The following is a 16144-nucleotide window of genomic DNA, read 5'->3' on the forward strand; positions in this document are numbered from 1 at the left end:
CGGTTAGATTTTTGATCTTTTACCGCCAAAAATAAATCTGTCACCTTTACCTTACTCCAACCCGATCAACACGGAGAGGATCGCGGCTAACCACCAGGCTTGTTCTGTTGCTCGGCTTTCCATATCCCGTGGATCGTTTTTATCAACAGGTAAAGGACTGCCGCCATCGTGTAGACTCCAGCCCCTTTCAGTACACGCCATACGCTCGCATAACTGTACAACCAGACTCCGTCTTTCAGGTAAAAGAAAATGGCTCCGCACAACACGGAGAGTAAACCCACTGCAACAAACAGCAGATAACAGAGGATGGAAACCCGAATGAAGGTTCCCACTCCCATTTTTTTAGGCTTCACTTATTACCCAACACAGTTTGAATCCTGTCTGAAAGTCTTCAGATCCATAAGAACCGCCCATGTTGCCCCAAACCGATGATGTGGACTCCCCCACAATGGGTTTCAACGTATTTGAGATCAAGGGTCCCCCCATAGAAGCCAAGTGTAGTGCCCGCAACTGATCCTACTACTGGAGGGATCGGATCCTCCCCCTTTGTCACGCTACCGGTCAGAGAGCCCCGCCCCTACAGTCTGTGTCACCCAAAATCCTTTCCCCTGCGTCGCTGCACCCGCGACCGTCGCAATGAAAGCATCGGAGTAGCTAAACGATTCGCCTTTTTAAATTGGTAAGCCGTATTGGCGCCCCCCCAGAAATGGCACCACCCAAGGCCATTGCTGGGGAAATAGGGACAGATTTATTTTCGATTAAAAAAGTGGCGAATTAGGACCTGACGAAGTCTTGCGCAAAAAAACAAATCTGCCACCTTTACCGACCATATGAATTCGCCTCCTTTTTTGCGCTTGTCGGCGAGCAACCGGTCCCCCTGAGCGGCGGCTTTTAGACTCCGGCGCGACTGCTTCAGATGGAAACGAAGTTGCGCCCCCATGAACGAAGCGCGGAACCACTTTGCAAAAAGCCCTGCTTGACGGGGCTCATCATCATGCGCAAAGCCTTGGATCGGTGCTCACGGATCAGGTAAGGCTTAAACCTTCTCCTTCTTTCGCCTTTTGATTTCTTCAATTTTTGCGAGGATCCAGATACCGCTTCCACCAAAAAAGCCGTAGACCAGCGAAAATCTCAAAGAAACCAAAAGGTCCTCACCACTAAAATCCCAAACTCCATGTTTACAATAGATAATAACCCCGCCTATCAAACTTCCAAGCAATCCGACGAGGTAAAAAAACACCACCGCCTTCAGAACCAGCAATGGGTATAAACGAAACGTGACCTTTATTGGAGTCATTTCTTATTCCAGAAAGTGTTGACCTTGTCGGTAATAACCTCCGAGACGCCTGCCCCTGTAGTATTGCCTATCACGGTCGCTGATGTTTCACCTACCAAAGGTTTCAACCCGTTTGAGATGATAGGCCCGCCCTTGAATCCAATAGTTGTACCCACCGCTGTACCCACCAACGAAGTGGTTGGGTCTTCTCCCTTGATTACACTTCCAACATAGGCACCGCCTAATCCACCCGTCAGGGTCACGCCAAACCCTTTGCCCTGCGTCGCTGCACCCACGACCGTCGCAATGAAAGCATCGGAGTAGCTAAACGATTCGCCTTTTTGAATTTGGTAAGCCGTATTGGCGCCCCCGGAAATGGCACCACCCAAGGCCATTGCTGCAAATCCGGCCGTAAGCTCCGACGCAACCATTGGGCCCGTGATCATGACTGTCCAAGCCTGAATTAGCGCCTTGCCAGGATTGGGCCCGTCAAAGCCCACGCCTTCCCTTTGCGCCTTCAGCGCATCTGCAATCGCTTGCTCAGAATAACCGTTATCTATACCGAACTGGATCATGGAAGTTGCTGCCTGCCCATAGGCCACTGCCCCCGGCGACAAAGCAAACATATCATTGTTCTCTGCCGTATTCTTCCCTGCTTGAGCAGCAGTGACCGCAGAAGCAACATCGCCACCGATGATGCCACCGGAGATACCACTAGTTAGCGTGACCAGTGCCGAAATGGTCTGCTTCTGGTCGTCCGACAGCTTCGTCACATCAGTCGTACCGTACAATGCTTTCATGATCAAATCGGTGCTCACTGCAGAAACTGCCGCTCCCGCCGCCCCGCCTGCCGCACTACCACCTTGCACCGAAGCAGTCAGTGCTCCCAGCACGGCGTGAGCCATGATCCTGGCCTCTTCATTCCCTACAGTCATCTTCTTGATCGTTTCAGCGAGATAAGGTGCAGAAGCCCCAACCAGCGCCTGACCGACATTTCCTCCCGCAAGCCCTTGAATGGCAGCAGTTACTGCTTGTGCGGCCTGTTGGAAGCTGCCACCGGTACCGTAGGCACTCATAGTGTTTTTATAGGCATTGGTCGACTGCAACACGGCTATGTAGGCCTGACGGTCAGCATAAGAAGCCTTTGGGTCGGCGCCTGGCATGGCCCGTTGTTCAGGTGTCAGTTCTGCGACGGCAGCTCTGCTCGCCTCAATCATTCCCTGAGTACGCACGATATCCATCGTCTGACTGCCGATTTCACCGATAAGCTGCGCCTGGCGCAACCGACGTTGCTCCTTCTCTTTATTGAAAATCGGGCTCAGAGCATTGTTGGCATTATCGACATCGCGGCTGAGCGTCGAGACGTCTTGTTGTTGACTGCCCTGATCACGAATCAGCAGCGTTGCTCCCGAAATGGCCGAGTGCGTCGTACTGCTGGCATGCCCACTGTTATTGGCACCTATCAAGCTGCCAACGGTGCCCAGTAGTGATTCCATCGCACCACTAGTAGTGGCACTCACTCCTTGATGCTGACTGGTGAAATCAGCCTTATTGTCGATATCCGTCCAGCCCAGCGTGCCAGTGCTCAGGGAATTTTTGGAGGCATCAGCGGTGCTTGCGATGACGCCGCCATTCAACTGGGTATGCCCACCCACATTGACCTGAAAACCTCCTTTGCCGGCATATAGTCCAGTCTGCTCCTGCACGCTGTCAAAGTTCGATTTTATCTTGTCTTGACTCACGCTCAGTGATCCGCCTCCAGTCATGGAGCCAAACGTGAAGCTGGCGCCACCGCTGACATTGGTTTGCTTGGAGTCGTAACGGTCGGTGTCTTGCAAACTGGTCAACGTCAAGTTGCGTCCGACATCGGCAACCACTTGCTGAGCGTTGGCTTGCGCCCCGATCAGGTTCGTGTCGCGGCCGCTGCCAATTTTCAGTTTGTTGCCGGCATCCAGAGTGGTTTCCGTCCAGGTTGTACCGTTGCCGGTCTCATTGCCTACACCCTTGTTGCCGTTGGCAAAAATACTCAGGCCTGCGCCACTTGAGCCAACGCCCAGACTGATACCGACAGCACCACCGCCGCTTGAGTTGGAGCCCTCGACTTTTTGAGTGTTGGCAGCTGCAATCAGGTTAACGTCCCGGTTGGCAATTACGGCCATGTTGTTACTGGCCTGCAGCTTGCTTCCCTGAATGGTGATATCGCCATCCGAGAATCCAGCGGCGCCACTGCCTGTCGCAATAATACTCAGGTTGTTGCCGGCAGTAAGGCTACTGCCCTGGCTGATGCTTTGCTCCTGAACCTGAGTCGACCTTGATTTCTGAGTACCCAGCGACAAACTGATCCCTGCAAAACTGCCCGTCTCTGCACCAGAACTCAGGGCCTGCGCGGCCTGATACGCCTGATATCCGGAAAGACCTGCCTTCACACCCTGTAATGCAGCCAACCGAGTGTCCTGTTCAGTTCTGGCCGCTTGAGCCGTTTGGTAAGCGGTATTGACTGCCTCGCCAACGACCCCGGACAACGCCAGCGTCAAACCGCTTTTTTTGCTTTCCTGAGTTTGTTTCGATGTGCTTTCGTTCTGTGCGGCAAGAATGCTGACGTTCTGCGCAGCCAGATTGATATCACTGCCAGCGATGACGTCCGAGGCCTGGATCGTCAGATTTTTACCTGCAGTGATACTCACATCACCCAGCACACTTCCCACCGTACTGCCTTTTTGGGTCTCACTGTGGCTGGACTGGGTCACGGTGTTCGTGGATGAACCGAGTGTCACACCGATACCGCCAGAGCTCATCAACCCGCTTTTCTTGGTCGATTGACTGTGCCCGCTGCTGAATGTCTCCACATCACTCTCAATGCGAATGTCATTACGGGCCTGCAAAGTGGTCTGGTTGGTGGACACCACGTTACTCGCGGACACAAGCAGGTCATGCCCCGCCTGAATCGTCGTGGTCAAACCGCCAACGCTAGAAGCCGTCAGCCAAGTGTTACTGGAAGAATCGCTGCTAGCCTTACTGGTACTGGATAGACCCAGACCTCCCGACTTCGATCTCGATGACGCAGTGAATGCGGTGTTCTGTGCAGCAGTGAGGTTGACATCGTTCCCTGCCATGAGCCTCAAGGCACCCTCGTCACTGTTGACTCTCGAACCCTCGATATTAATGTCATTCGCCGCGACTAAAGTGGACTTTCCGGTGGACTGAATGACTGACGAAACGGCTTCCTCGCCACCGCTTTCGGTCATTGTCGAGCTCTTTTTGCCCATCGAGCCTTTTTTGGTTTTTGTGTAATAGGAGTAATCGGTATCGGCAGCGGCTTCCAGATTCAAGTCATTGCCGGCATAGACAAAGGCCTCATTCCCCGCACTCACCCGGCTGGCAATCAAATCCAGATCCTTGCCCGCACTCAGCGTCACATTTCCACCCGCCGTCACGCTGGTAGAAACCTGGCTGACATGATCCTCCTGACTCGTCACCTTCTTCGTTTTGCTGTACGAGTGCTCTTCATCAGCCGCCGAGGCCAGGGTCAAATCACCCACGGCACTCATACTCACATCGCGTTTGGCATCAATCTGACTGGCAACCGCGGAGATATCCCGGCCAGCGTTCACCTTCAGATCCTGACCGGAACTGATGGCCGAACCATACTGAGTAATCGTCTGATCCGTGTGCAAACCACGCTGTCCGCCTGAGACCTGCTCAGCCGAAACAAGGTTGACGTCGCGCCCGGCATTGATCGTGGTATCCAGTCCGCTTTTCAGCACGCCACCGGTGTTGTTGAAGTCCTGCCCCGCCTTGATGGTCAGGTTGTTGGCTGCCTCGATACGCGCTGCACTGTCCACAAAATCGCTGCGCTCACTGCGGTAGCCGCTGTCGCTTTCGTGGGTGGTGACGGTGCGTTCGTTGATGATGTCGCCACGGGTGGTGGTCAACGAGACTTCTTTACCCGCGATAACGCCGCCGGATTTGTTGATCAGGTTGTTGCCGGCCAGCAGGTCGAGGCGATTGCCCGCGTCGATCAAGCCGCTGTTGACCAGATCGTTGGCGGCGGTGGCCGACAGGTTATTGTTGGCCTTCAAGGTACCGACGTTGTTCAGGTCCTTGCCGGCGATCAGGGTCACGTCACTGCCCTGGATCAAGGCACCGTTCGGGGCCAGGCGATTGTTGGCGTTGGCCAGGTACAGCACCGGCACCAGTACTTGCTCGCCGTTCACTTCGGCGGTTTCCATCCAGACGATGTCGTGGGTCAGCGCCGCGACTTGTTCGGAGGTCAGGCTGACGCCCACCGCCAGATTGAGCTCGTTTTTGCTGGTGAGCGCGTTGTCCATCAGGTACTTGAACAAGCCGGCGTTGGACGTCTGCCCATCGATGAAGCGTTGACCGGTACGGGCGACCACGGCTTGCTGGACCAGGGTCTGCTCGTAGAAGCCGTCACCCAGGCGCTTGGCGCTTTGGTCAGGGTCGTAACCGAGGTTGGACAGCAGGTAGTCCGAACTCATGAACTGTTTGAGGTCAGTCAGTACCGGGTTGGTTTCGACCAGGTATTTCTGCGGATTGGATGTGCCCGCACTGGTCGGAACACCCTGCACCCGGTTGATGGTGAACGCAGTGGAGCGCCCCGGCAGGGTCGCGCCGCTGACGTCAGTTGCTGGCGTGCTGACGTCGATTGCACTGGCACCAACGCCCGGTTGCTGGGCCTGGTGATCGGCGGTGCTCAGGTTGACGTTGCTGGCCGAAGCCGACGCATTGTTGGTCAGGAGAATGTTGCGCGTCTGCACGCCTGGCAATGTTTGATCGCGCTGGCTCGGGTTGACGCTGGCGCCGCCCATGGTCCAGCTCTGCGGGCCGGTCGCGACCGGCGCGGTACTTTCCTGGCCGCTCAGGCGGAACAGACCGTTTTGCCCGGTCGGCAGGGCAAAGCCAGGCAACACCACCGGGTTGACTTGCTGCTGGGCAAGGTTCGGAGGCAGTTGCTGATTGACGGTAACCCGTGTGGAGAACTGACTGCCACCCGCCCCGGTGCCGGTGCGCGGACCGCTGCCGATATAGGTGTAGCCCGGACGTACGACACTGTTATCGATGTTGTTCTGGGCAGTGATATTGACCGCGCCTGCGGCCTGGATCACGGCGGCGTAGCTCTGGTCGCTGGAGGCAATTTTGCGGGAGCTGCCCAGTTCCGGCAGTTCCCGTTCGGTCATGCCGATGAAGTTGGCGATACCGCCCTGCAGACCACCCAGGTTATTGACGTTGTAGCCGCTGCTTTCATACCAGTACTGATTGGTGAAGGCGCTGGCGGCGCTGTACCAGCCACCCGCATTGCTGGTGCGCTCGGACATGTAGATCCGGGTGGTTTCGGTTTCACCGGTTTCCACGCCGCTGTTGGTCAGGTTCGCCACGTTGGCAATTAAATTGCCCGCGGTAGCAATGGTGCTGCTCTGGTTGAGCAGGTCACCGCCATTGAGGGTCAGGTTGCCACCAGAGGTAATGCTGGACGCGGCGCTGGCCGAGGTAACCTCGAGTTTTTCACGCTGTACGATTTCCCACGCGTGGTTCTGCTTGCCGCTGCAGTCACCGGCGTTCACCCCTTCGATACAGGTGACTTCACCGATCCGCGCGGTGTAAATGCCGGCGTTGTTGACCGTGAGCACGTCGCGGATATTCTGGATCGAGCTCGCTGCCAGCGTCATGCTGCCATCGCTTTGCAGCGACGCCGAACGGTTGACGATGGAGTTGGCCAACCCGCCACGGCCATCGCGGTCAATCGTCAGATTGCCGAGGCTGTAAATGTTGCCGTAGCTGTTATTCAGATCGGCGACACGCAACGACATGTCCTTGCCACTGAAGAACAGACCGCTGGCGTTGACCAGATTACCAGTGGTCAGTGTCAGGTCAGTGCCGGCGGCCGTGGTGCCATAGTTGCGCACGCCGCCGGCATTGATGGTCATGCCCGCACCGGAGGTCAGGCGACCGGCATTGTCCAGTTGGCCACTGACATTGAGCGTGGTCTGGCCACCCCCGGCGATGCTGGAATTGACGCTGTTGAGGCTCACTTGTGCAGCGTTCAGGGTCAGATCGCCCTGACTGGTGAGGCGCCCTGCCCCCCAATAAGCGGCACCCAGGCCGACATTCATGCTGCCGTCACTGGCCAGCAGGCCTTCGTTGAACCAGTTGATGCCGGTGCCGGTGAAGCTGTCGGAGGCGAGCAATTGGCCGCTGGCCGTCTGGGTCAGGTGGTTGACGTTGACGGTCAAGCGCCCGGCCTGAATCGAACTGCTGTTGGTCCAGGTATCGGTGCTGATGGTCAGGCCGCCGCGGGTCACGAGGGTGCCGCCGGCGTTGATGACGTTGTTGGTGGAGATGTCGAACGTGCCGGTACCGACGTGCAACAGGCTGCCACCGGTATTGAGGAAGCTGCCGGCGTCGAGCGTCAGGTCGGTGTTGGCGGTTTCCAGCGTGCCGTTACGGTTGTCGAACAAGCCGCCAATCTGGAAGCTGGTTTTGCCGCCGGTACCGAGGGCGCGTAGCTGGCCGGTCTGGTTATCGAGGCTGGCAGCTTTAATGGCAAGGGTGCTGTCGCTTTCGATAATGCCCAGGCGGTTGTTCAATGCGCCGGTCAGATTGAGATCGATCTGCTGGCCGGCGATCTGGCCGTCGTTGTCGCCGCTGTTGTCGAAATTGTTGCCGGTGACGTTGATTTTGCCTTTGGCGTAAAGCCCGCCATTGCGGTTGTCGAAATTGCCGGTCACAACGATGGCGTCGCCGCTTTGTGCGGAAATACGGCCGCCATAGTTGTCGAGGCCCATCGCCGCATTGAGGTTCAAGCGCTGGCCCTGGATCACTCCGCCCTGACGATTGTTGTTCAGGTCATAGCCGTTTTTCAGCACTCCGGTCAGGCGTGCGGTGAACGCCGCTTGCAGGCTGGCGAGAACACCGCCACGGCTGTCCAGATTGCCGGCATCGATGGAAAGATCACCGTTGGTGGCGAGGATTCGACCGCTCTGGTTGTCGATATCGCCGTTGCTGACAACGGTGACTGCACCTTTCGCCTGTAAGGTGCCCTTCGCGTTGGCGAGGCTGGCGGCCTGGATTCGCAGGTCGCTGTTCTGGCTGTAGATCAAGCCATCGGCGCTGTTCTGGATGGCGCCCGGTGTGGTGATGGTCAACAGGCCGCTGGCGGCGACGGTGCCACGGTTGCGGTTGTCCAGACCACCGCTCAACAGGGTCATCAGGCTCTGGCTCGCCAATTGGCCGCCCTGGTTGTTGATCTGCGTGGCGCGTTGCAGCAACAGCGAGCCACCACTGGCGAGCTTGCCGTTGGTGTTGGTCAGGGCACCGAGCAGGTCGAGGGTCACGGCGGCGTTACCAGCCAGACTGCCACCGGTGTTGTCCAGAGCGGTGCCGGTGAAGCGCAGATCCTGCGTGGCATTGACGGTGCCGCCGGCGTTACCCAGCGTCATGGCTTGCATCGCCAGGCTCGCATCGGTAGAGATCAGGCCACCCGTCGCATTGTTCAGCAGACCGTTGATGGTCAGGGTTTGCGCACCCGTACTGGAGACCACACCGTTGTTGCTGTTATCCAGATTCGCTGCGGTGACGCTGAGATTTTTCTGGGTGACCAGTGCCCCCGCGCCGCTGTTGAGCAAATCCCCGCTCAACGTCACGCTGAGGTTGCCATCACTGGCAGAGAGCGTGCCCTTGTTGCGGTTATCGAGGCTCGCGGCGTTGACCGTCAGGCCTTGCACCCCGGAGATCACCCCGTTCTGGTTGACCAGTGCACCGGTGTTGAGATTCAGCAGGTTGTTGCTGACCAGCTTGCCGTTGCTGCTATCGAGGCTGCGGGCGACAAGGTCGATACTTTGGCTGCTGGCGATCTTGCCGCTGCGGTTGGTGAGGTCACGCAGGTGCTGAATGCTCAACTGGCCTTCGGTGGTGATCAGGCCGCCGTCGTTGTTAAGATCAGCAGTGGCCGCGCCGAAATCAATGGCGATGGCACTGCCCAGCAGCGAGCCGTTCTGGTTGTTCAAGCCGTTGCTGTTGACGGTCAGGCCGGTGGTGGCATTGATCAGCCCCAGGTTCTGGTTGGTGAGCAGGCCGTCGAGGTCAAGGTCCAGATTCGAACGGCTGGTCAGTGTGCCGCCGCTGTTGTCGAGGCTGGCCGCTTTGATGTCCAGCGCAGCAGCGGCAATCAGGCCTTTGATGTTGGTCAGCGCCTGGTCGATGCGCAGCGTCACGGCCTGGTTGCTGAGCAATTTGCCGTTGCTGTTGTCGAGGCTGCGCGCCGTCACTGTGAACGCCTGGGTGCTGGAGATCTCACCGCCGTCGTTGTTGACGTCCTCAAGGTTCTTGAGCATCAGCAACGGCGCGCCGATCAGGCCGTTCTGGTTGTTCAGTTGACCGTGATTGAGGTCCAGATCCAGCGACGTGTTGCTGAACAACTGGCCGCCCTGCTGATCGAGACCGGTGACGTTCGCGGTCAGCGCAGCAACGCTGGCAATACGACCGCCATCCTGGTTGGTCAGTTGGGTCGCCTTCAGGTCCAGCGTATCGCCACTGTTCAACTTGCCGTTGTGGCTGTTATCCAGCGTACCGGTGTGCACCACTACCGCGCCTTTGGCGCTGAGGCTGCCGCCGTTGCTGTTGTCGAGGCTGGCACTGCTGAGATTGAGGCTGGCGTCGGTGACGATCTGACCACCGCGGTTGAGCACCACGCCGGTTGTGTTCAATGTCAACGGCCCGGCAACCGACAGGCTGCCGAGATTGTTGGTCAGACTCGCCGCTGTCACGCCAAGGCTGCCCTCGGCGCTGATCAGGCCCTGACTGTTATTCAGGTCACCGCTCAGGTCGAGCTTCAGGTTGCTCTGGCTCAGGAGCGCACCCGCAGTGCTGTCGAGGCTGCGGCCGGTCAGGGTCAGGTCGGTTTTACCCGAAATCAGCCCCTTGGCACGGTTGAGCACTTCATCAACGGTCAGGCTCAACGCACCTTGTGCAATCAGCTTGCCGCCGTCGCTGTTGTCCAGACGACTGCCGACCAGCGTTACGTCAGCCTGGCTGGACAGCTCGCCGCCACGGTTGTCGACGGCATCGACCGTCAGTTGCAGCGCCTGATTCGCCCCGACGAGACCGCCGTTACGGTTGTCGAGGCTGTTGCCGGTGAGCTTCAGCCCGGCGGTTGCCACCAGTTCACCGCGCCGGTTATCGAGGGTCGCGACGTTAGCGATAACGTCGGCTTTACCGGCAATGTGCCCTTCGCTGTTGTCGACGCTGTCGGCTTTCAGATTCAGTTCATCATCAGCGATCAGCGTACCGCCCTGGTTGACCAGTTGGCCGTCCACCGTCACGCCGAGGGTGCCACGGCTGGTGATCAGGCCGCCGCTGTTGTCCAGGCGAGCGCTTTTGGCATCCACGCTCTGCGCGGAAATCAGGCCCTTGACGCTGGCCAGCAGTTGCTCGATGCGCAGGGTCAGGTCCTGATTGCTGATCAACTTGCCGTTGTTGCTGTTATCGAGGTTTTGCGCGGTCAGGGTGAAGGCTTGGGCGCTGGAGATTTCACCGCCCTGGTTGTCGACATCCTTGAGGTTTTTCAGCACCAGCAGCGGCGCATTGATCAGGCCGTTGCGGTTGTTCAATTGGCCGTGGTTGAGGTCAAGGCTCAGGAAGGTTTTGCTGAACAGTTGACCGCCCTGCTGATCGAAGCCGGTGACCGTTGCGGTCAGGGCTTTTTCGCTGGCGATGCGACTGCCGATGCCGTTGCTCACTGCGCCGGCGTTGAGCGTGAGGGTGTCACCGCTGACCAGGCTGCCGCCGGAGGCGTTGTTGAAGGCACCGGTGGTCAGCGCGGTGGCTTTCTTGGCGCTGATCAAGCCGCCCTGACTGTTGTCCAGACTCTGCGAAGTCAGGATCAGCCCGCTGTCAGTGGCAATTGAGCCCGCCTGATTGTTCAGGCTACCCGTGGTGGTCAGCGCCAGCGCGCCGGCGCTCGACAAGTGACCGCGTGTGTTATCGAGACTGCCCGCGTTTACAGTCAGCGTCCCTTCGCTGCTGATCAGACCCTCGATATTGCTCAAGGCGTTGTCGAGACGAATGTCCAGATTGCCCTGTCGGGTAACGAAATTACCGCCGCTGTTGTCCAGACTCTGCCCGATCAGCGTCGAGGTACCCACACTGAACAGTTGTCCGAGGGCCTGATTGATGACCCGGGCCACAGTCAGGCCAAGGGTGGTTCCGGCGAGGATTTTGCCGCTGTCACTGTTGTTCAGGCTTTGACCGATGACGTTCACATCGACGGTGCTGGAGATTTCACCGCCGCGGTTGTCGATCTCGCCGACCGTGAGTTTCAGCGCTTTTGTGGTACCGACCAGACCGGCCTTACGGTTGTCGAGCGACTGGCCACTGAGCAACAACGAACCTTGGGCGACCAATTCACCACCCTGGTTAACCAATTGCGTCACGTTGGCGTTCAGATCGGCTTTGCTTGAGATGCGCCCGGCGCTGTTATCGATGCGCGTCACACCGAGAATCATCGGCCCTGCCGCACTGAGCAAACCGCCACGGTTATCCAGTTGCGTGCCGCTGTAGTTGACGGCGGCCTGACCATCGAGCAGACCTTTGTCGCGGTTGTCGAGTGCGCCAACGCTGAGTTGCAGGTCTTTGGTCGCGCGAACTTTACCGCCACGGTTGTCCACGGAATCGCTGCGCAAGGTCAGGCGATCCTTGCCAACCACGCTGCCGCCACGGTTGTCGAGGCTGCCACTCTGGACATCGACCGCACCTTTGGCGCTCAGCTCACCGTTCTGGTTATCGAACAAGCCAGTGATGCGCGCGGTCAGACTGCCGTCGCTGACGAGGCTGCCTTGCTGGCTGTTGTCGAGGCTGGCGGCGGTGATGCTGACATTCACCCCCGAACCCAACACACCGTTGCGGTTGTTCAGCGCACCGATCAAACCGATGTTCAGCGCTACGTCGCCCGTCACCTGGCCGGCGCTGTTGTCCAGCGTGATGGCGTTGATACGGGTGGTGCCGGCGCTGGATATCTCGCCATCGTGGTTATTCAGATCGCCGAGATCGGCGCCGAGGCTGCCGTTGCTGCTGATCACGCCCTGGGTGTTGATGACCTTGCTGGCGTTCAACTGCACCGTCGAGTTGCCGAGGACGCTGCCCTTGTTCTGATTGTCCAGGGTGGTGGCCGTGAGGCGCGTGTCCTGCTGGGCGCTCAACGTACCGCCCTGGTTGCTCAGGGTTTGCGCGACGGTCGCCGTCAGGTTGCGACTGGCGATCACGCTTTTGCCGCTGTTGTTGAGGTTCTGCGCACTCAGGTTCACGTCGCCAGCGCTGTTACGGCTGTTGTCGGCGTTGACCCCGGCTTCAATGATGCCGTTGTTGCTCAGGGTTCCACCGGCGCTGAGGCTGATGCTGTCGCGTGCAGCGAGGTTTAGCTGGTTGCTCAGATCGCCTTGGGTTTGCACGTTCAGAGCGGTGCCAGCGTAGACCGGACCTTGGGCACTAAGGCTGTTGGCTTTGATGTTCACAGCAGTGGCTGCCGAGGTCTGCGCCAGGGTCAACTGGCCGTTGGCATCGATCTGGATATCGCCACCACTGGCAGCCAGGTTGCCCGCCAGTTTCACCCCGACCCCGGTCTCGGTGCCGACCAGTTTGATCGCCCCGGCGTACATGCCGCCCAGCGCCGAAGAGTCGATCGCCAACTGCGGCTTGGCGCTGCCATCATCGGCACGGGTCGTGGCATTCAGCGTCTGTGCATTGACGTCGTTACGCCCGGCCACAATCGTCAGGTTCTGCGCCTGAATCTCGGCATTGATCTTGGCGCTGCGGGTGATGATTTCGAAGCGATCGACGTTGGTAGCGTTGAGCCCTGCGCCTTCGATGGCCACAGAGCCCTGATCAACCTGAAAGCGATCCAGTCGCCCGTTCTCGAGCACCGGTTTGCCGGTGGTCAGCGTCACGCGCGGTGCGTTGATGAAGCCGCAGCCATTACAGGTGATGCCATACGGGTTGGCGACGATCACTCGCGCTGACTGCCCCGCCACTTCGGTGTAACCGCGCAACTGGCTCGGGTTGCCGCTAATGACTTCGTTGAGAATTGCCTGCGCCGAGCCGCTGTTTTTCAGGTTCGGGTTGCCGATGATGTGGCCGCCCAATTGTGTGTTCGACGTCTGGCTCGAGCCGTTGTTGAGGATGACACCCTGCGCGCCGACGTTGTAATCATGAAACTGGTTGTGCGACAGGCCCGCGCCGTTGGGCGTGGCGATGTTGATGATCGGCACACCGTTACCGGCACGATCCAGCGAGGTGTTCGGGTTGGCCACGACAATGCCGTCGGCCTGCGCCCACATCGGTTGCCAGAACATGAAGTTCGCCAATAGAAACGCCAGCCCGCGCTTGGGCATGCCCCAGAAATGCTCTCGGGTTTTAACGGCAGCATAGGGCTGACGAGCAAGGAAGGCGAACTGGCGAGCGTCCATGTCGAAAATCTCGAAAAGTGGTTATCAGATGAAAAAGTCGAGGCGGAAATAGATCGGCGCTTCACGCTCGGTCAGCACATCCGGGCGTTCGAGGGAGTGAGCAAAAGTCACGCTCGCGGCCACATGCTCGCCACGGGCGAACAGTTCCAGCGAGTTGCTCGACATGCGCCCGTGCTGATCGCCGTTGTAACGATCGCCACGAATCACGCCCTGGTCGTAACCGAGGCTGGTGCCGTATTCAGCGAACACCGGGCGCAGCCATTCGACGTTGATCGGACGGCTCCAGCGCAGATCGTTGCGCCAGTAGCCGCCGCTGTCGCCGGACAGCGACTGATCCTTGTAGCCACGGATCGACGACAGCCCGCCGAGGCTGGTGCGTTGTGAACTGAACAGCACGTCCTCGCTGCGCTGGCCGGTCATCAGGCTGCTGAAGGTGAAGGATTCGCCCCACACTTTGAACGGTTGCAGGTAGCTCAGGGTCGCGGTGTATTTGCGGTAGCGTGCGTCCGGTTCGCCCGGGCCCGGATCGTGGCTGCCCTGCGCGTCGAACGCGCCGATGCCTTCCTGCATGCCGGCGTCGAAGTTGACGAAGGCGCTGCCGATGCGGCGACCGTGGTTGAAGCCGAACTGCGCTTCGCTGATGCGGTTGCTGCTCAGCTTGAGCTTGCTGTCTTCGATGTAGTTGTTGGTGCGCAGGTAGGACAGGCCGGCGCTGAGCGAGGTCTTGCTCACCGAGTCGCGATGGATCACCCGTTCGGCGCGCAGCTGATGGTTTTCGCTGTCGCCGGTCTGCTTGAAGTTGTAGCCGTTGGCGGCGATCTGCGAGCGGTAGTCACTCTGGCTGTAGGTGTAGCTGAAGTTCCACCAGCCCCATGGGAGGTTGTAATTGAGCATGGCGTTGCTGGAGGTGTGCTGGTGGTCGGTCATAGCATCGTGACCGCCGCGCAGGCTCAACTGATCGGCCAGGCCCAGCGGGCTGTCCCAATCGAAAGTGGTGCCCCACTGCTGTTCACCGGTGCTGCGCTGGCCGTCGTTGCTGCGCGACAGTCCGGCACGCCATGGCTTCTGCGGCGTATTGGTGACCAGCACTTCACTGCCGCCGACGTTCTTGCCCGGCGCCAGTTCCATCTTGGCCTGATTGGACGGCAGGCGATTGAGCTGATCGACCATCTGCTCGATCTCGCGCAGGTTGACCAGATCGCCGGACTTGCCGGGAAACGCCATCGCCAGTTCACGCTCGGAAAGCTTGCTGTTCTCGGCGCCCTTCATGCCTTCAAGCTTGCCTTCGACCACCAGCACTTTCAGATGCCCGCCAGACAGATCCTGCTGCGGCAGGTAGGCGCGGCTGGTGACCAGGCCTTTCTCGATGTAATGGTCGGTGATGACTTTCAGCAGCTCGTTGAGTTGCGGTACACCGAGGCACTGGTCGATGTAGGGCTTGAGCAGACGGGTTCTGTCGCTGTCGGACAGACTGTCGGCACCCTTGAGCTCGATGTCCTTGATCGGGAAACAACGGGTGTCGGTGGGCGCCGCTGGTTGCGCCGGACCTGCCTCTTTGCCAGGCAGATTTTTCAGATCTTCAAGACGCCGCTGCTGCTCTTCGAGCAAGCGATTCTGGCGATCGCGGATCAGGTCGGTTTCACCGGGTGTGGGTGCAGCGAAGGCAATTTGAAGCGGAGACAGGCACAGCAAAGCTACGCACAACCTCGCCGCGAGGGCGGGTGGGTACATGTTCGATCCCTCGAGACGGAATGACATCAAAATAGTGGCGCGATATTAGATGGCCATCATTTTGACGTCAAACAAACATTTCGACCGTTTGTCGGGTTTGTAACAGGGATTGAACAATCGACGCGGCTGCGGTTTTCCGGGGGTAATCCTTGGCTCAGTGCGCAACGCCCAACTTCGTCGCCACGTCCTGAGGTGCCAGTAAGCGGCCATCCGCTGAACGCAATTCCAGCTTCCTGATCGGCTGACGCTGCTGCGCATCGACCATCACCGAACCCTGCTCACCCGGCGCATACAGGTGCTCCCCGCCCCACTGCGACAGCGCGACGATCACCGTCTGCAGGGCCTTGCCGCGTTCGGTCAGCACGTATTCCTTGTAAGCACTGCCATCGGCGGCAGGCACCGTTTGTAGAATCCCCTGCTCCACCAGGGCCTTGAGCCGGGCGCTGAGCATGTTCTTGGCGATGTCCAGATTCTTCTGAAAATCACTGAAGCGGCGGATGCCCTCCAGCGCATCGCGGATGATCAGCAGCGACCACCAGTCGCCGATCAAATCCAGCGTACGGGCGACCGGGCAGGCGTTGCCGTGCAGGCTTTTGCGCTTCACAGGGTGTTTCTCCATCAAAACCGGCGTGTGGTTGCATCTTACAACTGTGACGCTGGA

4 protein-coding genes are annotated in these 16144 nt (G+C 58.8%); all 4 read right to left on the reverse strand.

Annotation, left to right across the window (positions count from 1 at the left end):
* Positions 1–1036: 1036 nt before the first annotated feature.
* Complete coding sequence (locus tag ACVHNU_RS12770) at positions 1037–1297, reverse strand: hypothetical protein (protein ID WP_473019896.1); 261 nt, start codon at positions 1295–1297, stop codon at positions 1037–1039.
* Positions 1294–13752 carry a hemagglutinin repeat-containing protein gene (locus tag ACVHNU_RS12775; RefSeq protein WP_473019897.1) on the reverse strand — a complete coding sequence of 4153 codons (12459 nt, stop codon included), beginning with the start codon at positions 13750–13752 and terminating at the stop codon, positions 1294–1296. The genes ACVHNU_RS12770 and ACVHNU_RS12775 overlap by 4 nt, the downstream gene beginning before the upstream one ends.
* Positions 13753–13776: 24 nt before the next feature.
* Positions 13777–15483 (reverse strand): ShlB/FhaC/HecB family hemolysin secretion/activation protein, encoded by a 1707-nt coding sequence (locus ACVHNU_RS12780; protein WP_103522425.1) that lies wholly within the window; start codon positions 15481–15483, stop codon positions 13777–13779.
* A gap of 154 nt (positions 15484–15637) precedes the next feature.
* The gene (locus ACVHNU_RS12785) at positions 15638–16087 is read right to left on the reverse strand and encodes a winged helix-turn-helix transcriptional regulator (RefSeq protein WP_473019898.1); all 450 of its coding nucleotides are present in this window, start codon (positions 16085–16087) and stop codon (positions 15638–15640) included.
* Positions 16088–16144 lie beyond the last annotated feature (57 nt).

Source organism: Pseudomonas sp. Ors-4-3C, assembly GCF_055755035.1.